22 protein-coding genes are annotated in these 25,604 nt (G+C 35.9%); 3 read left to right on the plus strand and 19 right to left on the minus strand.

Features of this window, described 5'->3' with window-relative positions:
• Window positions 1-5: 5 nt before the first annotated feature.
• Window positions 6-839 (minus strand): SDR family oxidoreductase, encoded by an 834-nt coding sequence (locus H3T46_RS01520; RefSeq protein WP_155580399.1) that lies wholly within the window; start codon window positions 837-839, stop codon window positions 6-8.
• Between the two features lie 97 nt (window positions 840-936).
• Between H3T46_RS01520 and H3T46_RS01525 the strand changes: the two genes are divergently transcribed.
• Window positions 937-2,103 carry a hypothetical protein gene (locus tag H3T46_RS01525; RefSeq protein ID WP_122123567.1) on the plus strand — a complete coding sequence of 389 codons (1,167 nt, stop codon included), beginning with the start codon at window positions 937-939 and terminating at the stop codon, window positions 2,101-2,103.
• 7 nt (window positions 2,104-2,110) lie between these two features.
• Here H3T46_RS01525 and hflX read toward each other — a convergent pair whose 3' ends face one another.
• From hflX to dusB, 7 genes are read right to left on the minus strand one after another with little or no spacing between them, the layout of a single operon-like run.
• A complete protein-coding gene (hflX, locus tag H3T46_RS01530) occupies window positions 2,111-3,400 on the minus strand; it encodes a GTPase HflX (protein ID WP_155566791.1) in 1,290 nt (429 codons plus the stop codon).
• A gap of 12 nt (window positions 3,401-3,412) precedes the next feature.
• Complete coding sequence (hfq, locus tag H3T46_RS01535; RefSeq protein WP_122124269.1) at window positions 3,413-3,685, minus strand: RNA chaperone Hfq; 273 nt, start codon at window positions 3,683-3,685, stop codon at window positions 3,413-3,415.
• A 54-nt stretch (window positions 3,686-3,739) separates the two neighbouring features.
• Complete coding sequence (locus H3T46_RS01540) at window positions 3,740-5,152, minus strand: sigma-54 dependent transcriptional regulator (RefSeq protein WP_198197222.1); 1,413 nt, start codon at window positions 5,150-5,152, stop codon at window positions 3,740-3,742.
• Window positions 5,142-7,388, minus strand: a complete 2,247-nt coding sequence (locus H3T46_RS01545) for a PAS domain-containing sensor histidine kinase (protein WP_198197223.1) — start codon at window positions 7,386-7,388, stop codon at window positions 5,142-5,144. Before H3T46_RS01545 ends, H3T46_RS01540 begins: the two co-directional genes overlap by 11 nt.
• Window positions 7,358-8,818, minus strand: coding sequence for a sigma-54 dependent transcriptional regulator (locus H3T46_RS01550; RefSeq protein WP_198197224.1), 1,461 nt, complete (start codon window positions 8,816-8,818; stop codon window positions 7,358-7,360). Before H3T46_RS01550 ends, H3T46_RS01545 begins: the two co-directional genes overlap by 31 nt.
• A gap of 17 nt (window positions 8,819-8,835) precedes the next feature.
• The gene (locus H3T46_RS01555; protein WP_198197225.1) at window positions 8,836-9,936 is read right to left on the minus strand and encodes a nitrogen regulation protein NR(II); all 1,101 of its coding nucleotides are present in this window, start codon (window positions 9,934-9,936) and stop codon (window positions 8,836-8,838) included.
• A gap of 8 nt (window positions 9,937-9,944) precedes the next feature.
• Complete coding sequence (dusB, locus tag H3T46_RS01560) at window positions 9,945-10,988, minus strand: tRNA dihydrouridine synthase DusB (protein ID WP_155580404.1); 1,044 nt, start codon at window positions 10,986-10,988, stop codon at window positions 9,945-9,947.
• 132 nt (window positions 10,989-11,120) lie between these two features.
• On the opposite strand from dusB, the gene H3T46_RS01565 reads away from it, so the two are divergent.
• Window positions 11,121-12,302 carry a bifunctional 2-C-methyl-D-erythritol 4-phosphate cytidylyltransferase/2-C-methyl-D-erythritol 2,4-cyclodiphosphate synthase gene (locus H3T46_RS01565; RefSeq protein WP_155580405.1) on the plus strand — a complete coding sequence of 394 codons (1,182 nt, stop codon included), beginning with the start codon at window positions 11,121-11,123 and terminating at the stop codon, window positions 12,300-12,302.
• A gap of 45 nt (window positions 12,303-12,347) precedes the next feature.
• On the opposite strand, the gene H3T46_RS01570 is transcribed toward H3T46_RS01565, so the two are convergent.
• From H3T46_RS01570 to H3T46_RS01590, 5 genes are all read right to left on the minus strand, one after another.
• Window positions 12,348-13,073: an ATP12 family chaperone protein gene (locus H3T46_RS01570; protein ID WP_155580406.1), complete on the minus strand. Its 726-nt coding sequence runs from the start codon at window positions 13,071-13,073 to the stop codon at window positions 12,348-12,350.
• 29 nt (window positions 13,074-13,102) lie between these two features.
• Window positions 13,103-15,259, minus strand: a complete 2,157-nt coding sequence (locus H3T46_RS01575; protein ID WP_198197226.1) for an AsmA family protein — start codon at window positions 15,257-15,259, stop codon at window positions 13,103-13,105.
• Between the two features lie 128 nt (window positions 15,260-15,387).
• Entirely contained in the window at window positions 15,388-16,362 is a 975-nt protein-coding gene (locus tag H3T46_RS01580; protein ID WP_198197227.1) for an RluA family pseudouridine synthase, read from the minus strand.
• A 5-nt stretch (window positions 16,363-16,367) separates the two neighbouring features.
• Window positions 16,368-17,636: a replication-associated recombination protein A gene (locus H3T46_RS01585; protein ID WP_232349991.1), complete on the minus strand. Its 1,269-nt coding sequence runs from the start codon at window positions 17,634-17,636 to the stop codon at window positions 16,368-16,370.
• Between the two features lie 115 nt (window positions 17,637-17,751).
• Entirely contained in the window at window positions 17,752-18,012 is a 261-nt protein-coding gene (locus H3T46_RS01590) for a hypothetical protein (RefSeq protein ID WP_155580410.1), read from the minus strand.
• A 285-nt stretch (window positions 18,013-18,297) separates the two neighbouring features.
• Here H3T46_RS01590 and H3T46_RS01595 point away from each other — a divergent pair, with 285 nt between their 5' ends.
• On the plus strand, window positions 18,298-18,660 hold the full coding sequence (locus H3T46_RS01595) for a hypothetical protein (protein WP_198195456.1): 363 nt from the start codon (window positions 18,298-18,300) through the stop codon (window positions 18,658-18,660).
• A gap of 46 nt (window positions 18,661-18,706) precedes the next feature.
• Here H3T46_RS01595 and H3T46_RS01600 read toward each other — a convergent pair whose 3' ends face one another.
• The 6 genes from H3T46_RS01600 to H3T46_RS01625 all read right to left on the minus strand — a co-directional run bounded on the left by H3T46_RS01600 (window position 18,707) and on the right by H3T46_RS01625 (window position 25,575).
• Window positions 18,707-21,061 (minus strand): phosphoketolase, encoded by a 2,355-nt coding sequence (locus H3T46_RS01600; protein WP_198197229.1) that lies wholly within the window; start codon window positions 21,059-21,061, stop codon window positions 18,707-18,709.
• 60 nt (window positions 21,062-21,121) lie between these two features.
• A complete protein-coding gene (locus tag H3T46_RS01605; RefSeq protein ID WP_155580413.1) occupies window positions 21,122-22,348 on the minus strand; it encodes an acetate/propionate family kinase in 1,227 nt (408 codons plus the stop codon).
• 190 nt (window positions 22,349-22,538) lie between these two features.
• Window positions 22,539-23,021, minus strand: a complete 483-nt coding sequence (gene smpB / locus H3T46_RS01610; RefSeq protein WP_110437994.1) for an SsrA-binding protein SmpB — start codon at window positions 23,019-23,021, stop codon at window positions 22,539-22,541.
• A complete protein-coding gene (gene dapA, locus H3T46_RS01615; RefSeq protein ID WP_122123581.1) occupies window positions 23,022-23,909 on the minus strand; it encodes a 4-hydroxy-tetrahydrodipicolinate synthase in 888 nt (295 codons plus the stop codon).
• An 82-nt stretch (window positions 23,910-23,991) separates the two neighbouring features.
• Complete coding sequence (locus H3T46_RS01620; protein ID WP_155565456.1) at window positions 23,992-24,831, minus strand: prephenate dehydratase; 840 nt, start codon at window positions 24,829-24,831, stop codon at window positions 23,992-23,994.
• 12 nt (window positions 24,832-24,843) lie between these two features.
• A complete protein-coding gene (locus H3T46_RS01625) occupies window positions 24,844-25,575 on the minus strand; it encodes a 3-deoxy-manno-octulosonate cytidylyltransferase (RefSeq protein ID WP_198197230.1) in 732 nt (243 codons plus the stop codon).
• Window positions 25,576-25,604: the final 29 nt, after the last annotated feature.

Raw genomic sequence — 25,604 nt, forward strand, 5'->3', positions numbered from 1 at the left:
AGATCTCAAGATTGTTTCACTCGAAGATGAGAGAGAATAAAGTCTTTTAATCTGTTAGGCATAACAAGATCGATCCATTTTAGATAAACAAACAATTTAGGCATAATTAGCTCTGCTTTTCCTTCATTAATCGCTTTAATTATTTTTTGAGTTGCGGTTTCTAATGAAATCATAAAAGGTTTGTTACATTCCAACCTTTGACTCATGGGTGTATCGACAAATCCAGGAGTGATTAAAGTAATTTTTATATTCCATTTTTTCACGGAAATTCTCAAAGAATCAACAAAACGACTTAAACCAGCTTTTGAACTACTATAGGCAGTTGCAAAAGGCAATGAATGAAATGCAGCAACCGAACCGACAAAGACCAATTTTCCATAAATTCCACGATCAATCATTTGTTGAGCTATTTTATTACCCATGACACATGGTGTTACATAATTCAAATGCATCAGTTTCAATAATAACTCATCACTTTCCAAATTATTTTTATCCTCCCTTATATCCCCAGAACCGGCAGCCATGATTGCCATATCAATTGTATAATTGATTAATAATGTTTCCAATTGGCGTAAGCTATTTTTTGAATCTGCAAGATCTATACTAAATATTTGAACCTTTGCCCCTCTGTTTAGACATAATTGTGCCGTTCTATCCAACTTTTCTTGAGAACGACCCCATAAAAAAAGAGTTTTGCCTTTGTTTGCACATGCTATTGCCAACGATTGGCCTATTCCACTGGAAGCCCCGGTAATCAGAATATTTTTTGCAGAATTAAATTGAGTTTTTGGTTGATAATTTAAGGTTTGATTGTTTTTTGATAAATTTATATCTATCAAGACAAAATCCTTTTATATATAAAAGCAGAAAATGCTATTTTATAGTTTACATTGGTAAAATTCAAAAATAATAATTCATAATTTCTATGGTTTTTACATGTCCCTTAATTCTTGCTCCATCAATAATATTGATATTGTTCCTGTTCAAACCAAACAACAGCTTAAACTTTTTATTCAATTGCCACGTCTTCTATATAAAGGTTTATCTGGATATGTCCCTCCCTTGGACTGGCAAGAATCAAGCTTATTAGATCCAAAAAAATCAGCTTTTTTTCGATATGGTTCAGCAAAATATTTCATAGCATATAAAAATCATCAACCTGTTGGACGTATTTCTGCACAAATTGATCCGAATGCGTTAAGACAATGGAAGGAACCTGTCGGTTTGTTCGGTGCATTGGATGCAATTGATGATTTATGCGTCGTAAAAAAATTAATAGACGCTGCAACCAAATGGTTGAAACATAATGGCATGGAAAAAATCAGGGGACCTTATACTCTAAATGCCAATTCTGAAATAGGGATAATGATAACAGGGCAAAATGCCTTACCAACCGTTGCCATTCCCTGGCATCCAACTTGGCTTCATCACCATATTGAAGCAGTCGGTCTTGAAAAAGCCATGGATCTACTTTCATATCAGATGAAATTCGGTCCACGAGCTAAACAGGCCCATAAAATACCTGCAGGTTTGAAAATGGGATGTGGAAAATTGGGTAACATTACAACCAGAAAATTAAATACAAAAGAAATTGCGCGAGATGGTGAAATTCTTCGCCAACTTTACAATGATGCATGGCATGATACTTGGGGTTTTGTTCCTCTCACCTCAATCGAGATGTCTGTATTAATTAAAGATTTAAAATCCATGCTAAAACCTGATAATTTTGTTCTGGTTGAACAAAATTATATTCCAGTGGCTGTTGCTTTGGTTATTCCCAATATTTATGATTTAATCATTGATATCGGACCTGATCCATCCCTTTTGGGATATAGTAAATTGATCTATCGAATCTTACGGCACCAATTTCATTCAGCCCGCGTTATTTTGCTTGGTATAAGTGGATCCATAAGAGATACAGCTCTGGGAGCTTTGATGCCATCATTGGTTATATCCGAACTTTTTGAACGTGGAGAAGTCTTACCCTATAAAACAATTGAATTGGGATGGATTTTGGAAACAAATCATGGTATGCGAAACTTAATTGAACGGATTGTTCCAGAACCCAATAAAATTCATCGAATGTATGAAATGAAAATATAAAAAAATTTTAGTATGTATAAAGCTGTTCAAATCGAGCTCTATCTATAGGAGAAAGTAACAGCGTTATCTGAATGATTTTTTCGCTATCATGACGCTCAAGAATTTCTCCATGATCATAAAGCCATGCTAAAGCTGAACCATCAACAATATCAATAGCATATGTCAATTTTTCCATTGAACATTGCAATCTTTGATCAATTTTAGAAATGAGCGAGGGTAGATTTTGTCCTGTCAAGGCAGATACACCGACAATATTATCATTTTTGCCTGTTAATTCAGTATAATCTACGAGGTCGATTTTATTGAGAACTTCAATTGTCGATGACCTCCAGTTTTCACTCAATACATCATCTTTCACCATCATGTCCAATACAGAAGAAACATCTTGTTGTTGTTGACGGGTTTCTGGATGTGAAATGTCTCTTACATGTAATATGATATCCGCTTCGGAAATTTCTTCAAGCGTTGCTCTAAAAGCAGCTATCAATTCGGTTGGGAGGTCGCTAATAAAACCAACTGTATCAGAAAGAATGACTGTTTTTCCTGATGGCAGATCAATCTTGCGCATGGTTGGATCAAGTGTAGCAAAAAGTTGATCCTGAGCATGAACAGAAGCCCCTGTCAAATGATTGAATAAAGTGGATTTTCCTGCATTTGTATAGCCAACCAAGGCAATTATAGGAAAAGGGACTTTTCTTCGAGCCTTACGATGCAATCCTCTTGTCCTTCGAACCTGTTCAAGATCTTTTTTTAAACGGGTAATCCGTTCATCAATCAGCCTTCTATCCGCTTCAATTTGGGTTTCACCGGGCCCCCCCATAAACCCAAACCCACCTCTCTGCCTTTCTAAATGAGTCCATGATCTAACCAGTCGGCTACGCTGATATTGTAGGTGGGCAAGTTCAACCTGTAACACACCTTCTCTGGTCTGCGCTCTTTCACCAAAAATATCCAGTATTAAGGCTGTTCGATCTATAACCTTACAATTAAGTTCTTTTTCAAGGTTTCGTTGTTGAATTGGACTTAAACGTGCATCAAAAATAACAACTTGAATCTTTTTCTCAATAATAACAGATTTTAAATTTTCGATATTTCCCCGCCCTATTAAGGTTGAAGAACGGAATGACCGAATATTTATAATCTCTCTATAGACAATATCAATTTTAATAGATGATACTAATCCAACAATCTCATCAAGCCTAGATTTAGAATTCCTATCATTTTGTTTTAGATTTACATCCCATGGAACAATGACTGCAGCAAAATTTGATGATTTTACTGAATCGGATTCAATCATAAATATAAATTCTCACTTTTCTTCAGATGTTGTGGAAGTTGAAGTTGCTGCAGGTGCATTAAAGGGGAGTTGAACAGGTGACGAGGGCATAATCGTACTTACAGCATGTTTATAAACGAGCTGCGCATGACTTTCTCTACGTAATAATATGGAGAAATTATCAAATCCAGAAATGATTCCCTGTAATTTCACGCCATTCACTAAGAAAACAGTAACTGAAACTTTGGAACGGCGGATCTGATTTAAAAAAACATCTTGAATATTTTGATATGTATCTTTTGACAAAATAAAACCTTTACCAATCACTTTATGAAATTGAAACTTGCATATATTAACAGTTTAATTATTTATATTATTATTATTATTTCTTTCTTCTGATCCGGTAACTCCTAACTGTTTCAATTTTCTGTGTAAAGCACTTCGTTCCATTCCAACAAAACCAGCAGTCCGACTGATATTGCCACCAAACCGCATTAATTGAGCTTGTAAATATTGCGTTTCAAAAATATCACGAGCCTCTCTTAACGGAAGACTGATGATATCAGTTTGTGTATCGATTTTCAATAAACCCGGTGCGTTTTGACCGACATTTGATGGCAACATATCAGTACGGATAGCTTCATTAACATTTCCAGGCATCATGATTAAAAGCCGTTCCATTAAATTGCGTAATTCACGTACGTTTCCTGGCCATTCATAAGTCTGTAAGGTTGTTAGAGCATCTGCTGATAATTCAATGACTGGCACTCCGGTTAATTCAGAATAATGCTTCAAAAAGAAAGTTGCGAGTTCAGGTATATCTTCTCTTCTTTCTTTCAAGCTTGGAATTTTCAAAGGCACAACTGCAAGACGATAATATAAATCCTTTCGGAATCTTCCATTGGCAATTTCTTGGTTTAAATCCTTATTCGTAATGGCAATAACCCTCACATCAACCTTAACGCGGCTGGAACCGCCAACACGTTGAAATGTTTGATCCTGTAATGCTCGAACAATCTTTCCCTGTGTTTCAAGAGGCATGTCGGCAACTTCATCTAACACCAGCGTACCTCCATGAGCCTTTTCAAGAACACCGGTACGTCTTTGCAAATTATTTTGTGTATTGCCCTCAATACCAAACAATTCCTCTTCAAATCTTGTTGGGGAAAGGGTTGCGCAATTTAATACAAAAAAAGGCCCCTCTGCTCTTTTGGATAATTTATGTATAGCTCGAGCAGCCACTTCTTTTCCCGTACCTGGCGCACCATATATTAAAACTCGAGAATTAGTTGGCGCAACACGCTCAATTTGACTTTTGACAGAATTGATAGTTTGACTTTGTCCATTTAATTTAACTTCGTATCCACTTCGAAAACGTAATTCTTCATTTTCCCTTGCCAATTTTGCAGCTTCCAGAGCACGACGAACTACTACTAGCAGATGATCTGTCTTGAAGGGTTTTTCAATAAAATCATATGCACCATGTTGAAGTGCGGAAACAGCAGTTTCTATTGTTCCATGACCTGATATCATGATAGTGGGAACAGCAGGTTTTTCATTTTGTATGAGTTTAAGAATTTCCAAACCATCCATTTTTGACCCTTGCAACCATATATCAAGAATGACTAAGGATGGTCTTCTTGCATGAAAGGCCTTAATCGCTGAATCCGCATCCCCGGCAAGTCGAGTTTCATACCCCTCATCTTGTAAAATTCCCTCAATGAGTAGTCTAATATCTGGCTCATCATCGACGATTAAAATTTCATGCGTCATATTGTCCTCGTATTTGAAAAGTCAAAATTGATATTGTTCCCCGACCTTCGATCCGATCTTTTAACTGCAATGTCCCATTATGTTCTTCCATAATTTTTTTTACAATAGCGAGACCTAATCCTGTTCCCTTAGGTTTATGGGTTACATAAGGTTCAGTTAACCTTAACCTGTCCTCCTGTGGAAGACCAATTCCATCATCTTTTACTGAAATGATAATATTATTCTTATTTAACTCTAATGTAACCCAAATATTTCCTATGTAATTTTCATGACCGTTACTTTTTTCATTTTCCATATTTATAGCATCTGATGCATTTTGAAACAAGTTGGTGAGAGCCTGACTTATCAATCGCGCATCACAATTCATTTCAATTTTGTCATTGGGCAAATCCGTATGATATCTTATTTCACAATGTGCATTCTGCTGAAGAAATAATGTTTCCCTAATAATGCGTGTCACTTCGTTTGTTTTGATAACAGGTTGGGGAAGTCGAGCAAAAGATGAAAACTCATCGACCATTCTACCTATATCACCAACGTGACGTACAATTGTATCAATACACTGATTATATATATCCTGATCTTTGGATATCTCTTTAAGAAAACGTCTTCGAAGTCGTTCTGCAGAAAGTTGGATAGGTGTTAAAGGGTTTTTGATTTCGTGCGCAATTCGACGGGCGATATCTGCCCAGGCGGCTTTTCTCTGCGCCGCTTGTAAATCCGTTATATCATCAAAGGTAATTACAAATCCCTCAATTTCATTTCCCCTGATTTCTGGTCCAATCTGGGCAAGCAACATTCTACTCCCAGCAGAGGTTTTGATTTGAATTTCCTTTTGAATTAATTTATGATTGTTATTGATGGTATCTCTTTCTTCGGAAATAATTGATAGCAAGGGAGAGAATTCTGGTACAACATCCGTAATTTTATGTCCTATATAATTCATTAAATCAATAGATAGAAGTTGATTTGCTGATCGATTAGGCAATTCAATTATTGCTTGCTTGTCTAACCCAATCACTCCACTGGAAACACCGGATAAAACCGCTTCGGTGAAGCGTCTGCGTTCATCAATTTGCTGATTGGCCTCTATAAGTTCTTTATGCTGGAAAGAAAGTTGATTGGTCATTTGATTAAAGGCACGTGCCAAATCGGTTATTTCATCATCCTTACCATATTCAGGTACCCTAACATTGAGGTTACCTTTACTGATCTTTTGTGCAGCTAACGTCAATAACCCGACAGGACGAGCAATTTGGTTGGCAATAAAAAGGCCTATCAAAATGGCCACCAAAACAACAAGCAATGCAATCAATGCAAATATAATTACAAACATCACCTGAATTTTTGAACTTTTGTTGTTTAAATCATTATACTGCATAACAACTTTTTCAGTTTTATGCATATGATTAAGAATAACCGGATCAACAGGCCTTATAATCAATAAAACGAGCGGCGGAGTATCGTTAATAGGAATGGCAGCACGAACTGTTTCCTCATCAGGTGAATCCAAAATTGCCACATCATTATGTGACATCAAGGTCGCTGATCGAGGTAATTGTTTGGCGTATGATGTATTATTGAATAAACCACCCGACGCAATTATTTTTTGGGTAAAAGAGTTATAGACAAAGGCAGCATTTAATCCTCTTAATGTTGCTTGAGAATCAAGAATCTGATCAAGGCTATTACTATCATCATATAGATCCTGACCTGCTTGAGCGTAATTGTTTTGAATACCTTGTATATAATTGGCCAAAGAAAAGGCTTCAGTGCGTATATTGTCATTATGTTCCTGTAAATAACCTTTTGAAGCCAGCAAAGCCTCGTTAAGCGCTGTGCTTACCCTGTTATTAAACCAGTTTTGAATGCCAAAATGAAATAAAATTGTCGCAAAAATTCCAACCAAAATGGTTGGAACTATGGCAATAATACTAAATAATACAATTAGCTTGATATGTATTTTTGAACCAACCAATCGTCGTCTATGTTCGGAAATCAAACGAAATATACAAAAGAATAAAGCTAGTATCAATAAAACAAGAACTAATCCGTTAATACTTAAAATAACAAATTGTACCGATGATTTATGAGATGTAACAATTCCACCTGAAAGAATAACAAAAGTTATGATTGTAAAAATCAAGGCCAGCACAACTAAGAAAATAGTGGCTTTTCTATTAGAAAATTTTTCAGTAACCTTATTCACTTTCTGTTTATAGATTTTTCCAGACATGTTGAGCCTTTATGTTTTTTACTCAATTCGAGAAGATTAAACATTTTCATTTTTTTACGTAATGTATTTCGATTTATTCCCAGCATCGAAGCCGTTTTTATTTGATTGCCTTCAGCTTCCACAAGGGCCATTTCAATCAAGGGTCGCTCAACTTCCATTATAATTTTTTCATGTAAATTTGAAATTGGTTGACCTTTATTTTCAATAAAGTAACGGTTTAGATGACTTTCAATCAGTTTTGACAAAGGTTTTAAACTGTCCAACTTGAATGATTTATCAATCATGGAAGAATCATTTAAAATCTTTTTTACAAAATCAACCTCGATTGTTTCATAGGGATATAGAATCAATAGACGAGTTATGATATTTTTTAATTCACGAATATTTCCTGGCCAACTATAAGTCAAAAAATAATCCATAGTTTCGTTAGAAAAATTTATAATATTTTGATCATTTTTTAAAAAATGTTGGATAAGTAAAGGTATATCCTCAGTTCTCTCCCTTAAAGGTGGAAGATATAATGGTGCAATATTTAAACAATAAAAGAGATCTTCTCTGAAATGCCCGGTTTTAACCAACTCAAATAGATTGTTTTTTGATGTCGCTATGATACGGTATTTTTTTGTTTTTAAATTATTCGTTGAGAAACAAAAATTTTTTTCAAGAAATTTCAATAGATGAAATTGGGCAGATAGTGATAACTCACCTATTTCATCCAAAAATATTGTACCTTTATAGTTTTTCTCCAGATTGTCTATTTCTTTTTTATTTTCAAGAATAAAAGGAGTATATTTCAAAAGCTCATTTTCAATATCATCATCCTGTAAAATAGCCAAATTTATCGTTATAAATGAATTGTTTTTTCCATTACCATAATTGTGTAAAACTTTTGCAACGAGCTCTTTACCCGTTCCGCTTTCTCCCGTGATAAGAACAGTCAAATCAGATCGAATTAGCCTAGCGATCATACGATACAATTCCTGCATCGCTGTTGACTGACCAATTAAGGGTAAATTTTCTTCATGAATAATTCCATCAAAATTGTAAAAATTGACTTTTAAAGATTTTAATGCTTTTCGTACCGTTGCAATTAACTTATTAAGGTCAAATGGTTTTGGGAAATATTCAAAAATATTCTTTCTTTCAACCTCTAATGCCGTTGAAAGTGTTGATAATGCACTTATAGCAATAATGGGTATGTCAATATTAAATGATTTAATCCTGTCAATAACATCAAAGCCATTTATATCAGGCATCATTATGTCTGTTATGACAAGATCAACTTTATTTTTCTTAACCCAATCCAATCCCAATTCAACTTTTGTCGTTGCCATTACATTATATTCTAGTCGTGTAAAGGCCTGACTTAAAACTGTTCTGATCGAGGTATCATCATCCAGAATTAAGATTGTTGATTTTTTTATAACCATTTTTAATTAATTACAACTTAATATCTCAGGTTCGATTTGGATTGTTTGATGGGAAGAAATATCTTAAAATCAGTGAATTTCTTATTTCGTTCAACATCAATCATACCTCCATGATTTTGAACAATTTTTTTACATAAAGCTAATCCGATTCCCAATCCATTTTCCTTGTCACTAATAAACGGATTAAAAAGATGATCTTTTATTTTTTCAGATACGCCTGCTCCAGTATCTCGAATAACAATCAATAATGGTAAAAAATTATAGTGATGACACGCCTCTTTTATCATCAAATCTGATTGATATTTGGTTATTATACTTATTTCATCTTGATTATCAAAATTTTGCAATGCTTCTGAAGCATTTTTGATAAGATTAAGAAATAATTGTATTAATGCATCTTTATCGCCCATTATTAAAGGTAGAGATGGATCGTATAATGCATTGATTCTGATATCTTTAGCAAAACCGTTTTTTGCGATTTGAATAACATGATTCAAAATAGCATGAATATTCAACTTCGAATATTTGATATGTTTATGCGTTTCATCAATATATCTATCAAGCATTTTACTTATGCGCTCAACTTCTGTACAAATTAAGCCGGTTAGCTTTTTATCTTCATTTGTAACAGTTTGTTGCAGCAATTGTGCCGCACCAAGAATACCTGACAATGGGTTTTTTATTTCATGCGAAAGCATGAGTGACAGATTTTTTTCAATCTGATTGAAATCAGTTGTTTGCCGTGAATTCCTGATGATATTGAGCAAGGAATGATCATGAAATGTAACGATATATAGATCATCATTATTTTCAACTGGAGCCAGAGAAAGAAAAAATTCTTTATTATTACCGTTTTTCAATCTTAATTTCATTCCGTATTGTCTAACAACACGTCTATTTTCTTTTACTTGTGAAAACAATGTTGAAAAAGATAAATTTTCCAGCAAAAAATCATTCAATTCACAACAATGGGCAGATTTTCTGGAAATATTCAACAACAATTCTGCCTGATGATTCAAATAAACAATTTTTCCGAAATGATTGATAATCACCAATGGAAAAGGTAAAGCCTCAATTATCTCATTACTATCTGTAAAAACATGAATATTTTTGCTCATCATAAATTTCAATTAACAAATTCATGCCTTATTAAAAATTCATCACTATGGTGATCATAGAATTCGTTAATTGCATAGATTACATCCCTGGCGTTGTCCATTTTATTAATTGACGCTCTGAATGAAGCGGAATCAGGTAAGCCCGCACAATACCATGATAAATGTTTACGGGCCAATCTTAATCCAGAATACTCCCCATAATAGGTTAACATGGAATCATAATGAGATAGAATGATCTCTTTTTCTTCCTGCAAGGTTATAGGTGCTGGAATATCCTTGCATTGCAGGTAATGGATAATCTTGGATAAAAGCCAGGGTTTTCCGTAAACACCCCGTCCAATCATAATTCCGTCAGCCTTTGATTGTTGCAAAGCAATCACAGAAGTATTGAAATCAACAATATCACCGTTAACGATTACTGGAATTTTAACAGCTTCCTTAACATACTTCACAAAAGACCAATCCGCTTTCCCCTTATATAATTGCTGTCGTGTTCTGCCATGCACTGTAATCATTTTAATCCCACATTCTTCAGCAATTCTGGCCAATTGTGGGGCATTTAGGGATTGATGATCCCATCCCATACGCATTTTAAGCGTAACCGGAACATCAACAGCTTTAACCACTGCTTCCAATATAATTGATGCTTTTAATTCATCCTTCATCAGGGCTGAGCCAGCTTGTTGACCCACAGCCACTTTCTTGACGGGGCAGCCAAAATTAATATCAATAATATCAGCGCCTTTATCAACAGCGATTCGTGCCGCCTCAGCCATGGCTTGAGGATCTGAACCAGCTAATTGGGTAGAGTTCAAGCCCTTTGTAATGGGTTCAGCCATTTGCAACGTTGTCTTGTTTTCACGAATCATGGCCCATGAGGCTATCATTTCGGAAACAACCAGGCCCGCACCGAATTTCTTGACCAATTGTCTGAATGGAAAATCTGTCACTCCTGCCATAGGTGCCAGAATAACAGGATAGTTGATTATTTTATCCCCAGCAAGGCAAATTGGTTTCAAATCAGGAATATCTTCAGCAGTATCTGTAATCATTATCGGTATTATTTTCAATTTGATTTCGTAAAATTTATCACAATTGATTTATTATTTAAAACATGATTAATAAAGTCTTTTACTTTAATTATAGTTTAACAAAAATATCTTTTTTTATACAATTCAGTTATTATGCGCATCGCTCTTATTCTTCTATCTGCCGGTTCAGGTAAACGGTTCAATCAAAATGGAACGTTACCAAAACAGTATGTTCAATTGCTGGGTCATCCTGTCATCTTTCATGCTGCCAAAGCATTTTTACCTCATGTTGATCTTGTACAGCCCGTAGGTGATGCCTCATTGCTGTCTCCAGTTTTAAATGATCTAAAAAATAATAAGATTTTACCAATCATTCAAGGGGGGGAAGAACGACAGGATAGTGTAAAGGCCGGTCTGGAAGCATTGGCAAAACTTCCCGAACCTGAACAGCCTGATGTTGTTCTAATACATGATGGAGCAAGACCGAATGTATCATCTGAGATTATTACAAAGGTAATTGACGCTCTTAAACAATATCCTGCAGCTATTCCCGCCATTCCCGTTGCTGAAACACTTAAAAAAACTAAACAAAATATTATTGAGTATACAGTTTCGAGAGATGATTTATATCGTGCACAAACACCTCAAGGGTTTAATTTTCGCCAATTACTTAAAATTCATCGCGGTTCATTCTCCAAAGGAGCGACAGACGATGCAGCGCTTTTTGAACAGGCGGGATTACCCGTTATGTTGGTCATGGGTGATGAAAACAATATTAAATTAACCTACAAAAATGATTTGAAACGATTGGAATGCCTTATGTCTAAAGTGATGATTCCGAGAATAGGTTCCGGTTTTGACGTGCATGCTTTTGAAAAAGATCGTCCATTGATCCTGTGCGGTATTAATATACCCTATGAACATGGATTGGCAGGCCATTCAGATGCCGATGTTGCTCTGCATGCTTTATGTGATGCTATCTATGGTGCTTTGGCTGAAGGGGATATCGGCAGTCATTTTCCTCCCTCTGATCCTCAATGGAAAAATGCGGATAGCCAAAAATTTATTATTCATGCCGGAAAACGCATAATAGAACGTGGTGGTAAAATAAGTAATCTGGATATTACCCTGATTTGTGAAAAACCGAAAATGCGTCCGTATATCGATTCAATGAGGCAAAAGATCTCAGAATTGTTGCAACTCAAACTTTCAGCTATATCCGTTAAAGCGACAACTACCGAAAAACTGGGATTTACAGGCCGCCAGGAAGGTATTGCCTGTCAAGCGGTAATATGTTTGCTTATGCCAGAAGAGGAAACTTGGTCTAAAATTTAACTTTCAAACTATTTTCTGAGGTTTGATAATCAAATTATTTGAACCTCAATTATTGATATATTCAAGATAATCTACACATTCATTGATTTCTTTCTGTATAAGGTTTAATCTTTGTTGTTGTTCTGCATCATAACCCCAAATTTGAGATTGAATATGTTCATCCAGATAAGCATACTCAAATCCTTGCTGTGCTGATAACTTTCTTTCAAAAATGGCAATTGATAATACAACACTTCCCAATAATGGTATAATTACAGCAAAAAAAGTCAATTCTTCATCAGAAAGCCTCATAATATAGGTTTTTATCTTATTGATTGTTTGTTTATCCTGCACAATAGGCATAACCCCTTTTGTCACCCTAAAGGTTATATGTAAAAACTCTTCAATCCATTGCAAAATAGGTTGCCATAGCTGATTTTGTTTATTTACTAATTGTTTAGGTTTTTCCGCACGATAGCAAAGCAATTCACCATTTACATAGGGAAGAAGGACATCAATATATTTCTTACGATCAGGTTTGATTTTTTCAATAAGAGTACTGATTATTCGCGTAATGGGTAAAGTATCAAATGAAAAAATATCTCCTTTTTTACAACCGGCATTTTGCCATTCATCTACTATTCTTTTTGCTAGCGTTTCGTTAGATACTTTTAGTATCGATTTCTGCGGAAGACGTAATAATTGTTTATCAAGATATATCCTAAAACCATCATCATCTTTGATATAAGTTGCCTTATCCCAAAAACGGCGCAATTTTAATGGTTTGTTCATATAATTTTTCCAATATCAGGTATTTATAATTATTGTGCTCTAGCTTTTGATAAGGAATCTGAACAATAATCGGTGCGTTCAAGCATTTTTTTTATCGTATTAATACTTAGGGTAAAAACCTTATCTTTATTTTTTTCAAAGTTTATGATCGGTTTGTCAAGATTGCCTTTAATAATGATTGGCAGGGAGGCACTGAATGAACCCAATGAGATATCGGGAACAATATGAAAATCAATTTGATGTGCGGGTATAAAATAATACCCTGTTCCATTCAGGGCAAATTTTTTAGCCTGAAGTGTAAATGTATCAAAATATAATTGATCATTTTTCAGGTTAAGATGTACCGCCAAGCATTGCGTTGAAAGATTCTTTTTCAATGGCAAAGTATCAGCCGCTTTACCTAGATAATGTCTTAATCCTTCAGCCTTGACGATTCCTCCAATTCCGGCTATTCCAACTCGTCCAACCATTGAATGAATCCACTGATCATAATTTGAACCTTTAGCTGAAATATTTCCAGCCACTTCAATAGGACCACTATACAATTCTGCCAATTTATATCTTTGTTCCAGCCACTCCATCGGAAAAACGGATGGATGGATCGTAACATACAGTTTTTGATCATCATTGTTATGATTATAGGCGATATCAAGATTAAGATGATTTTGTTTATTAATGAACTGTGCATTGTTAATTTTTAACTGGTTGTTATTCCAATTAAAATATCCTGAAAAATTATTAAAATTATATTGATTAAATTGAAGATTTCTACCGTTTATACTACCTTCTGCACCCAAATTGTGCAAAATTTCATCGCGAATATGATTGATTGACTGAATGTCAACTCTAAAAGGCAAATATATTTTACCACTATAAAATATATCATGTGCTTCAACAAAACCAATTTTAGAAAATTGATGGTCAATATTTAATGCATTTAATTTTATTTTGAGAGATGGATTTTTTCCTCCTACTGTCCCATGAATCTGTGCCGAATAATTATCTGATGACAAATTTCCCTTTATGGGTATTTCCTTGAGATTATCTGAAAACAATATTTGTTGAAAATTATTCAATGTTCCCAAATCGCCAGCCCAACTGAATATATTGTCATTCAGTTTTCCCTTAAACTGGATATTTATATTTTCATTAAACTGATTGGCCATGATTTGGACATTCGTCAAATCGAAATCTTTGTATGATTCCCTAATTGGAATATAACCCATATTTAATTGTAACAGTTTTATTTTTGGTTTTGAATTTTTCTCCGTTTCTGTATCAATATCTTCAAGTAGCGTATTGAAGGTAATATTTTCAACCAATGGTAAATTGGCATGTGGAAGTAACAAATTAAGGTTCTGCAGGTTTAGAATCGCACCTCTTGCCGATATTGAGAAATTTTTCAAATTGATAGAATCTTTTACAGTTCCATTGACATGTATATTTCCGACATTTTGATTTTGAAAATACTCTGTTAAAACCATTTGGAATTTAACAGGAGATGAAGAAACTACATTTCTATGCAATAGCAAAGCATCCGCATGATTAATACGTCCAGATAATGAAAAATTCGCTTGATGATTATGTCCATTAATTTCAAAACGTATCTTATTCCCTTCAAACTGATCAATATCAACAGTTTTCAAAAGAAAATGGGCATGTTTATTATTTCTAAAATTATCGTAACATGTCTGAACATGACTGAAATTGATTGTCCTGAAATTAACTGTCCATTTTTTCTTATTTTTTTTCTTATTTTTTTCAGACGGAATATCTGATTTTTTATAGGGATGAAATTCCCAGTTTTTTATACCTTCTTGATTTTCTTCCAAATTTAATTTTACATTTGAAAGTTCCAATGCATGAATATTGATATTTTTTTTTAACAAAGACAATAAATTAATTTTCGCTGAAAATTTCCCTGCATGAATGAAATAATCAGCCTTGCCATCTTTTATATTTTCCAAAGCAATATCCGATGCTTTGATTTCAGGCCAGGGAACCAATTGAAGAGACAAATGATTTAAATGGACTTTTCGTCCTGTTTTTTTTTCAATTATTTCTGATAATTGATCATTGATTTTTTGCCGGTCAATCATGTAATTGATTGCAAGGTTACTTCCCGCTATCAATAATACAGAGGCTCCCAAAACACCAATAAATATCTTTTTCTTTTTTAGCATCATTAATCTTTGGATTCATTTAATAATGGTAAGTTAAAAATATAAACTAATCAGAAATAACATGATGGTTTTTTTATGCAATCATAAAACGAAATTAATTTTTCAAATGAAACATTTTCAATTATATTTTTTTATCTTTTATTAACTTTGACACAATTACCGGATGGCATATCAAATCCCAATCTCTTAAATGTTTCTTTCATATGGGATGACAATTCAACTTCAACCTCCAGATACCCACCCTGGGGATGAGGAATGATTATTGCGCGGGCATGAAGATGTAGTAATTCTGGAAAACCTTCGAGTGAGCCATTCACTTGATTATATTTTTTATCCCCCAATATAGGACAGTTCATGGCCGAACAATGAACACGAAGTTGATGCATGCGTCCAGTAAGGGGATATAATTCGACCCAGGCAAATTTCCTGGCGGCATAATCTTTAACCATATATTCCGTTACAGCTTTTTGCGCATTTTTATTTTCTTCTGAAACAACGACATATGATTCGCCCGGACGTTCAACTTTCAATAATGGAAGCGTCACCCTACCACTTGATGAAACGGGACGACCTGTTGTAATGGCCCAGTATATTTTTTTTACTGCCCTGCCTCTGAACGCAGCAGTTAGTTTTGCTGCAGCAGCTGGATGACGAGCAATCAATAATATACCGGAAGTATCTTTATCCAAACGATGAACCAAACAGGGACGATAGTTACTATTTTCCCTCAATGTTTCGAGCATTCCGTCAATATGAAATCTTACATTACTACCCCCCTGAACAGCAATACCGGACGGTTTATTTATAACAAATAAATCGCTATCTTCATAAATAATCCAGCTTTTAACTTTTTTTGAAAAATGGGGATCCATGTCATGATTTTTTTTTGATGATAGAACATCTTTTTCAACAAGAGGAAGCCGAACAACATTTCCAGTATTCAAATGTGTAGATGCCTGAATTCTTTTTTTATCAACCCTTATTTGACCGGTTCTGCACAATTTTTGAATCATGCCCTGCGTAAATTGAGGATAATATCTTTTTACCCAACGATCAAGACGCACTTGACCATCTTCATCTTTAACCGTAATATTTAAAATTTTCATATAATCTATTTATTTCTAAGTTTATTCCACTGTTCAAGACGTTTTGAAATGATCTCTTCTGCTCCCCGATGTGTGGGAAAATAAAACTGTTCACGTTTCATACGATCAGGAAAATAGTTTTGTCCAGAAAATCCCTCTTCTGTATCATGATCATATTGATATCCCTTGCCATAACCAAGTTCTTTCATCACTTTGGTTGGCGCGTTCAATATATGGGCTGGTGGCATCAAGCTTCCCGTTTTTTTTGCAACCGCTCTCGCTTTGTTATAGGCTTTATAAACAGCATTGGACTTTGGTGCTGTTGCCAAGTAAACTACCAATTCAGCCAATGCGATTTCCCCTTCAGGTGATCCTAACCGTTCATAACTCTCCCAAGCTGAAATTGCCAGTATTTGAGCATTAGGTGAGGCTAATCCAATATCTTCCGATGCAAAACGGGTCAATCGTCTTGCAATATATCTTGGATCCTCTCCACCCTCCAACATTCTCGCGAACCAGTACAAGGCAGCATCGGGATCCGAACCTCGAAGTGATTTATGAAGAGCTGAAATCAAATTATAATGCCCATCCCTATCCTTATCATACAATACTGCTTTTTGGCTTAGTAATTCATTTAACGCATTTTCATCAATTTTATGATCAAAATTTTGTTTGATTAATTGTTCTACCATATTCAAGAGATAGCGACCATCTCCATCTGCCATGGCAATAAGAACATGTAAGGCTTTATCCGTAAGAGGCAATTTCTTTTCAGTATTAATTTCAACACGCTGAATGAGTTGTTTCAACGCTTCTTCATCAAGACGTTTCAGTACCATCAATTGGCAACGGGATAACAAAGCACCATTTAACACGAAAGATGGATTTTCAGTGGTTGCCCCTATCAGAATAATAGTTCCATCTTCAACAACGGGTAAAAAACTGTCTTGTTGAGTACGGTTGAAACGGTGAATTTCATCCACAAATAATAGGGTACCCTTACCGGTTTGTTGTCTATATTTTCTTGCCTCGTCAAAAATTTTTTTTAATTCTACTACCCCGGAAAAAATTGCGGATATTTGAACAAATCTCAAATTTGTATACTGGGAAATAATCCGGGCAATCGTCGTCTTCCCTGTTCCAGGATAACCCCACAAAATCAAACTTGATAAAGTACCATGATTAATCATACGGGTAATAATGCCCTTTTTACCAACCAAATGATTTTGTCCGACAACCTCCTCCAATTCCACTGGCCGCAATTGATCAGCCAGAGGAACCTTATTATCAATCATTGACTTCTTATTTGAATTCTCACTAAAAAAGGTGTGATCGGAGGCAAAAAGATCCTTATCATTCTTTGATGCGGAAAAGATCATGAGGAATTCCGAATTAACTTGTCAATTTTATTTATTTCGCGTGAACATTACCGTAGGAGGGCGCTCCTACACCAGGACAACTGCATGGAGAGCCCAAAGGAACTTGATATGGAGTATGACAGCTATAAATTCCTGCCTTGCAAACAGATCCATAACCAACAGATGATTGTGTTCCTGCCGGAACTGGTGTTTCAGCTGTTCCTGAACATCCATTAAGAAACAGTGCGGATGAAACTAAACAAATACCGATACAAAAAAAATGTTTGATATTATTTATTCTTAAATTTACCATTTTCTTTCCATTCATGTTCTTCAATACTATTTTTATTAACGTTATGATTGAATATTATAATTTTCTATCCAAGGATTGATTTTTATCCGACATAAAGTTATCCACAATTTGGGGGATAAACTTGAGGAATAGTTTGTGTGTTATTATAGGATAATATGCTAAAAAACTGTATAAATATATCATTTATGTTATAAACATATATAATATAAAGGTTTTTATCTAACTTTAACAGCTGGATAACATAAACTTTGCAATTATGAAATCAAGCCTTAACTAGAGACTAAATTGAAAAATAGAACAAGATTTTTAACTTTTATAATCACCCTATTTCCCTTGACTGTTTATGGACAATCAAGTGATGAAAAATCAATCAGTTTTTCATATGAACAATTACAACCTATTTTCAAAATTTTACGAACCCAATCAACAACAATAAGTCCCTCATGTATTGAAACCTTAAAAGATATACATGAATTGAAAAAACAAAAAGCCAATGACAAATTTGACAATGACAGGGATGTTAACAGTAAAATATTAAGATCCCTATACAACAATGCATTGGAATTTTGCAAAGTGGACGCGAGAAATATATGCAGTCACCAAGTTCCCATTTCCATACGCATGGAATGTAGAAAACTTTTAAACTAACAATCCATACGCTGAAAAACCAAATCAATATATATTTACATTTTTTTTATTTCCAACGCCAGTTTTTGATTTCTGGCATATCTTCACCATATTGGCGAATATATAATTCATGCTCAACAAGTTTGTCTCTCACAAACTGATCTATATAAGCTATTTTTGATTTGTAACGATCAACCCTGTTCATGATGTTTGATACCAAGTGATAACGATCAAGATTGTTCAATACAACCATATCAAAAGGTGTTGTGGTTGTTCCTTCTTCTCTGAAACCATGAACATGAAAATTTCTTGCATTGCTTCGTTTATAAATAAGCGAGTGAATTAATCTTGGAAAACCATGATAAGCAAAGATAACTGGTTTATTGATTGTAAACAAGGCATCAAATTCTTGATTTGACAATCCATGTGGATGCTGATCATCTGTCATAAGAGTCATCAGGTCAACAACATTGATAAAACGAATTTTGAGATCTGGTACATATTCGTTAAGAATTTTGGTCGCCGCCAATGCTTCAAGCGTTGGTACATCACCAGCGCATGCCACAATAACATCGGGTTCTATTCCTTTATCGTTACTGGCCCATTCCCAAATGCCAAGGCCTTTATAACAATGTTTAATTGCCTCATCCATGGTAAGCCACTGGGGCTCTGGTTGCTTGCCGGCAACAATAACATTGATACGGTCTGAACTTTTTAAACAGTGACTCGTGACTAGCAACAGGGTATTAGCATCTGGTGGCAAATAAACTCTGCTCATTTTAGGTTTTTTCGAAACAACATGATCTATGAAACCGGGATCTTGATGACTGAACCCATTATGATCCTGCCGCCAAACATGAGACGTCAAAAGGATATTTAAAGACGAAATTGGCCGCCGCCACTCCACCTTGCTCGCCTCGTCCAACCACTTTGCAAATTGATTGACCATTGAGTCGACAATATGGATAAAAGCCTCGTAACAGGAAAACAATCCATGTCTTCCAGTCAATAAATATCCTTCAAGCCAACCCTCAACCGTATGTTCACTTAAAATTTCCATCACCTGTCCCTTATGGGCCAAATGATCATCGTAATCATATATTTCGGCATTCCAGACCCGATCGGTTACTTCAAATACCTTATTCAAACGATTTGAATTATTTTCATCAGGGGAAAGAAGCAAAAATTTTTCAGGATTATTTTTAATGACATCTCTTAAAAACTCCCCCATTATCCTGGTTGATTCAGCAATTACATGACCATGTTTCGTCATTTTTACTGCATATTGTCGATAATCAGGTAACTTCAAGGGTCGTCTGAGCAACCCGCCATTCCCATTCGGATTGGCGCTCATACGTTTATCCCCCTTGGGTGCCAATTCTGCAATTTCTGGAAATATTGCCCCTTTTTCATCAAATAACGCATCAGGATGATAGGATCTCATCCATTTTTCTAATAATTTCAGATGTTTTGGATTGCTCAAATCCCCAAAAGGAACCTGATGTGCACGCCAATAATCTTCCACTTTTTCTCCATCAATGGTTTTCGGACATGTCCAACCTTTTGGGCTTTTAAAAATAATGGCTGGCCATAATGGACGATCGGTATCATTATTTTTGCGTGCATTCTGTTGAATTCGATGAATACGATTGAATGCAGTATTCATGGCTGAAGCCATTTTCTGATGCATTGAATCTGGATCATTGTCTTCAACAAAAATTGGATCATAGCCGTACCCCTTGATTAAATTGATTAATTCCTGATGGGATATACGTGCCAATATAGTTGGGTTTGCAATTTTATAGCCATTCAAATGAAGAATGGGTAAGACAGCACCATCTGTTTTTGGATTAACAAATTTATTACTGTGCCATGATGTTGCCAAGGGTCCTGTTTCTGCCTCACCATCACCTATAACACATGCAACGGTCAGATCAGGATTGTCAAATATTGCCCCATATGCATGTGAAAGCGAATATCCAAGTTCTCCACCCTCATGAATGGATCCTGGTGTTGGTGCACCTGTATGGCTTGGAATACCGCCGGGAAAGGAAAATTGTTTGAACAATTTCTGCATTCCCACTTCATCCTGTGTAATCTCGGGAAAAAGTTCTGTATAAGTCCCTTCAAGATAGGTTGACGCCACAACCCCAGGAGCCCCATGACCTGGCCCAGCTATAAAAAGAATATCGTTATTTCGTTCTCTGATAATACGGTTGAGATGAAGATAAATGAAATTGAGGCCCGGGGTTGTTCCCCAATGTCCAAGCAATCGTGGTTTGGTATGTTCCAGTTTCAATGGTTCCCTCAATAAAGGGTTATTCATTAGATAGATCTGTCCGATGGATAGATAATTGGCGGCATGCCACCATTTATTAAATAAGTCCACTTCATGTTCAGATAAAAGCTTTTTATCAGTCATTTTTTACTCCTTGATAAATAGCTATTGTTAAACTCAATAAGAGTTATTAAAACCCCGGATTCATGCACGCTGTTTCGAATTTAATAAAAGCTGTTGTATTTCTTTCAATATGATGAACTCCTCATTGGTCGGGATTGTATATACCTTGATATTGCTTTCTGAAGTACTGATCAGTTCATTTCCATCTTTATTTGCCTGTTCATCAATTTCAATCCCTAGCCAGGACAAAGTCTGACAGACCACAGACCGGACATATGTGGCATGTGCACCGATACCAGCTGTAAAAATCAATCCGTCAATCCCTTTTAGACAAACAATTAGCCGACCTATCTCTCCAATCAGTTTATAAATAAACAAATCCAGTGCCTGTTTGGCAAATTTCGATTTTGGTCCATTTTGGGCAATTTCATGAATAAGACCTCGCATATCACTTGAAACCTCGGATACACCTAACAAACCAGATTGTTTCCAGATTATATCCTCAATTTCATCGGGAGACCTTTTTTCTTCACGAGTCATATATAAGACGACATTTGGATCGATCTGTCCAGTACGTGTACCCATCACCAAACCGTCCAAGGGCGTAAAACTCATGGACGTATCAATGGATTTTCCCTTATTTATAGCCGCAACGCTTGAACCATTTCCAAGATGCGCAACAACTATTTTACCCTTAATCAGGGGGGATTTATTTTTTTGCAAATAATGCACGATATAATGATAGGAAAGACCGTGAAACCCATAACGTCTCAATCCACTATCATAATATTTTCTTGGAAGGGCAAAGCGTTTAGCTTTATCTGGCATTGTGGCATGAAAAGCGGTATCAAAACAAGCAACCTGAGTAATATCCGGATATTTATCCATTATGACTTTCATGGGAGCAAGGCTGGCTGGTTGATGCAAGGGTACAAATGGTGTCAATGAATCCAGATAACTGTAAATTTTTTGATCAATAACAACAGGACGGTAATATTTCATCCCACCATGAACCACACGGTGACCGATTGCCAGAATTCTATCTTTTTTTATAAAATCAAAAAGCCATTTCAAGACCTGATCCAACAATTCATCCCTGGCATCAAGTTTTGCATATTGACCATCTGTCCATTTTTTTTCATGAATGATTTTATCTTGACGATCGGTTATTTTCAAATGGGGTCCTGATCCAATCCCCTCTAGTAATCCTTTGGAATATAATTCAAAATCTGAATTATTCTGACCCCGATACAGAGAAAATTTTAGACTTGATGAACCCGCATTAATGATTAATACGACCGATGCCATACACGAAACCCTTCTAGAAAAATAACCTATATATCTAGAAAAGCATAAAGTTAAAAAACTGTTTTAATCAATCAATAGCATAAATAATTGTGGATAAATCAATTAATTCATAAATTTATATTCAGTTTCTCTTCAGCCTTTCACATACTTAATGATTAATCGTAATTCTTTTTTTGTCAAAAGGATAATGTTAAAATTTATTCCTTAATAATCTTGCCTGATCACGTTTCCAGTCACGATCAGCTATTGCCTGACGTTTGTCCGCTTTTTTCTTACCCTGACCTAGACCTAGTGTTACCTTGGCTATCCCCCGGCTGTTAAAAAAAATATCCAGTGGAACCAGTGTCATACCATTCCTACTTATAGCTCCTAGCAATTTAAAAATTTGTTTTTTATGAAGTAGCAGTTTCCTGGGGGCGCGTGGATCAAATTTTGAAAAAAACCCGCCCTGATATTCAGGAATGTAGCTATTGAAAAGCCATATTTCCCCTTCCCTTTCCCCTGCATGGGCCTCGTTAATCGTGGCCCGTCCTAAACGCAAACTTTTTACTTCCGGACCCTTTAACATTAAACCCGCTTCCACCTTATCAACAATGGAATAGTTGAACGTGGCTTTACGGTTTTTTGCCACGTTTCCAAAAGAGATTAGAGAATTTTTCTTTTTTTCCGCCATTTAACCCAATAATCCCACTTTTTCCAAAGCCTCTTTAACCCTAATCCGCGTTTTCTCCGCAACAGGCGCAAGCGGTAAACGGCAAGTCTCTCCTGCCAACCCCAAAACGGACGCTGCAAATTTAACGGGGCCTGGATTGCTCTCAATAAAAAGGGCATCATGTAAAACAGACAAACGATCCTGCATAGCCATTGCATTGGCAATATGACCATCCTTCCAGGCCTGTTGCATTTCTGCGCATAATTTTGGTGCAATATTAGCCGTCACACTGATACAACCATCACCACCAGCGGCCAAAAATGAAATCGCGGTACCATCTTCCCCCGACAACTGGTTAAAATTCTTTTTAACCGCCCGTCTTACCTGAATGGGTCGGACAAGATTAGCCGTCGCATCTTTGACACCAACAATATAGGGATTTTCTGCAAGTCTTGCCATAGTCTCCACAGACATGTCAATTACAGAGCGGGCTGGTATATTATAGATATAAACAGGAAATTCCGTCGCCTCTACAATTGACATATAATGACAATACAATCCTTCCTGAGTTGGTTTGTTATAATAAGGTGTTACGACCAAAGCAGCTGTCGCTCCAATTTCTTTTGCAAATTTAACCATTTCAATTGCTTCAGATGTACTATTTGATCCGGCTCCTGCCAAAACTGGGACTCTACCATTTGCAACCTTAACCGCCACTTCAACAATTTTCCGATGTTCTTCATGAGATAAAGTTGGACTTTCCCCCGTTGTACCAACGGGAGCCAGTACAGAAGTCCCCTCCTGGATCTGCCAATCCACAAATTTTTCAAAAGTAGGAATATCCAATGAACCATCCTGTTTCATCGGAGTAATTAATGCCGTGATTGAACCTTCAAACCATATACTCATGTTGTCATTATTCCTTATCAATCATTGATATTCAATTATATATAAAATAAGTGTATCAAAATTTTATAAAATTATATATGGACTATACACTCTGACGATATTGTGAAGCAGGATACACCCCCAAAAGAACATAATCATCTGAATAAAATTTCAGTTCATTCAAGGCCTGATTTAACGGGTCATTGTGAACATGTCCTTCCACATCAACCAAAAATTTGGTTGCAACAAACCCCCCTTTATCCATACAGCTTTCCAAACGTGTCATATTTACATTATTTGTCGCAAAACCTCCCAATGCCTTATAAAGGGCGGATGGAATATTTTTCGTTTTAAATAAAACAGTCGTCATCATGTTTTCACGTTGCGTTGGAATTTTCTTCTCACGTGAAACGATATAAAAGCGGGTTGTATTATAATTTTCATTTTCAACATTGTATCTTAATACATCCAGCCCATTCAATTCTGCCGCAAGTTCCGATGCAATTGCCGCATCTTCCCTGTTATTCATTTTTGCTATAATTTCAGCAGCACCTGCGGTATCAAATTCTGTTATCCGTTCAAGCGACAAATCATTGATTATTTCCGAAACCTGCCCCATTGCCACCGGATGTGTGTGAACCCTTTTGATATCAGAAATTTTGGCATTCTTGATACCTATTAGACAATGTTCAATCCTTTGGAAATGCTCACCAACAATAAAAAGTCCCGAAGAAGGCAAAAGATTATGAATATCAGGCACTCTTCCAACTAAATTATTTTCGCATGGCAACATGGCTTGTTCAGCCTTTCCAGACTGCACAGCTTTTATCGTTTCAATAAAATTTTCACAAGGTAACGTTACCCATCCCCGCCTTGCCGAACGACAGGCCATATCCGAATAGGCACCTGGTCGACCCTGAAAGGCAATAATTTTGGCAGTCATAAAATAATCCTATTAAATAATTCGTTTTCTTATCCGTTCAAGATCGTCTGGTGTATCAATTCCCAATGGCGCTTCATCTATTACAGCACAACCAATATTCATTCCAGCTTCCAAAGCTCTCAATTGCTCGAGTTTTTCTCGTTTCTCAAGTAAAGATTGAGGCAAGTTTATAAAACGGTTAAGAGATTTTCGCGTATATGCATAAATACCGACATGATGCCATAATGGACCCTTTCCCCATGGAATTGTTGCACGAGAAAAATACAGAGCCTTCGCAAATAATAAATCCTCACTAAAACTGCAAGCCACCTTTACTACGGAAAAAGCCGTCTTTTCAAATTCATTTTTCACGGGAGCTATTAAGGTTCCGATATCTATTCCAGAATATTTCAGCGGTATCAGTGATTTACAAATATCTGATGGATCAATGAGGGGTAAATCGCCCTGAACATTGATAATCGTATCAATGTGATCATATTCCCGCAGTAAGGATAGCGCCTGATAAATTCGGTCTGAACCAGATAAAAGATTTGGATCCGTATCAATTGCCCTGCCCCCGTTCTCCCTGACAATCTCCGAAATTTCCCTGTCACCTGAAGCTACAACCACTGGTCCGATTTTCGTTTTTAAAGCCTGTTCCATCACCCTGACTATCATAGGTTTTCCACCGATATCAACCAGGGGTTTTCGTGGCAGTCGAGTTGAGGCCAATCGTGTTGGAATAAGGATCAAAGCAGGCTTCATCAACAATTCTCTATAAATAATATATATAT

This window comes from Commensalibacter sp. M0133, from assembly GCF_016101485.1.
GTDB lineage: Bacteria > Pseudomonadota > Alphaproteobacteria > Acetobacterales > Acetobacteraceae > Commensalibacter > Commensalibacter melissae.

Coding starts and splice junctions, on each gene's coding strand:
- H3T46_RS01585 (WP_232349991.1), bottom strand. CDS start 17,636: ATGATTGATAATAAGGTTCCTCTGGCTGATCAATTGCGGCCAGTGGAA.
- H3T46_RS01620 (WP_155565456.1), bottom strand. CDS start 24,831: ATGACTGCCAAAATTATTGCCTTTCAGGGTCGACCAGGTGCCTATTCG.
- H3T46_RS01525 (WP_122123567.1), top strand. CDS start 937: ATGTCCCTTAATTCTTGCTCCATCAATAATATTGATATTGTTCCTGTT.
- H3T46_RS01540 (WP_198197222.1), bottom strand. CDS start 5,152: ATGACGCATGAAATTTTAATCGTCGATGATGAGCCAGATATTAGACTA.
- H3T46_RS01570 (WP_155580406.1), bottom strand. CDS start 13,073: ATGAACAAACCATTAAAATTGCGCCGTTTTTGGGATAAGGCAACTTAT.
- hflX (WP_155566791.1), bottom strand. CDS start 3,400: ATGATTGAATCCGATTCAGTAAAATCATCAAATTTTGCTGCAGTCATT.
- H3T46_RS01565 (WP_155580405.1), top strand. CDS start 11,121: ATGCGCATCGCTCTTATTCTTCTATCTGCCGGTTCAGGTAAACGGTTC.
- H3T46_RS01550 (WP_198197224.1), bottom strand. CDS start 8,818: ATGGTTATAAAAAAATCAACAATCTTAATTCTGGATGATGATACCTCG.
- H3T46_RS01575 (WP_198197226.1), bottom strand. CDS start 15,259: ATGATGCTAAAAAAGAAAAAGATATTTATTGGTGTTTTGGGAGCCTCT.
- dapA (WP_122123581.1), bottom strand. CDS start 23,909: ATGAGTATATGGTTTGAAGGTTCAATCACGGCATTAATTACTCCGATG.
- dusB (WP_155580404.1), bottom strand. CDS start 10,988: ATGATTACAGATACTGCTGAAGATATTCCTGATTTGAAACCAATTTGC.
- H3T46_RS01605 (WP_155580413.1), bottom strand. CDS start 22,348: ATGGCATCGGTCGTATTAATCATTAATGCGGGTTCATCAAGTCTAAAA.
- H3T46_RS01600 (WP_198197229.1), bottom strand. CDS start 21,061: ATGACTGATAAAAAGCTTTTATCTGAACATGAAGTGGACTTATTTAAT.
- smpB (WP_110437994.1), bottom strand. CDS start 23,021: ATGGCGGAAAAAAAGAAAAATTCTCTAATCTCTTTTGGAAACGTGGCA.
- H3T46_RS01590 (WP_155580410.1), bottom strand. CDS start 18,012: ATGGTAAATTTAAGAATAAATAATATCAAACATTTTTTTTGTATCGGT.
- H3T46_RS01545 (WP_198197223.1), bottom strand. CDS start 7,388: ATGTCTGGAAAAATCTATAAACAGAAAGTGAATAAGGTTACTGAAAAA.
- H3T46_RS01555 (WP_198197225.1), bottom strand. CDS start 9,936: ATGAGCAAAAATATTCATGTTTTTACAGATAGTAATGAGATAATTGAG.
- H3T46_RS01625 (WP_198197230.1), bottom strand. CDS start 25,575: ATGAAGCCTGCTTTGATCCTTATTCCAACACGATTGGCCTCAACTCGA.
- H3T46_RS01580 (WP_198197227.1), bottom strand. CDS start 16,362: ATGAAAATTTTAAATATTACGGTTAAAGATGAAGATGGTCAAGTGCGT.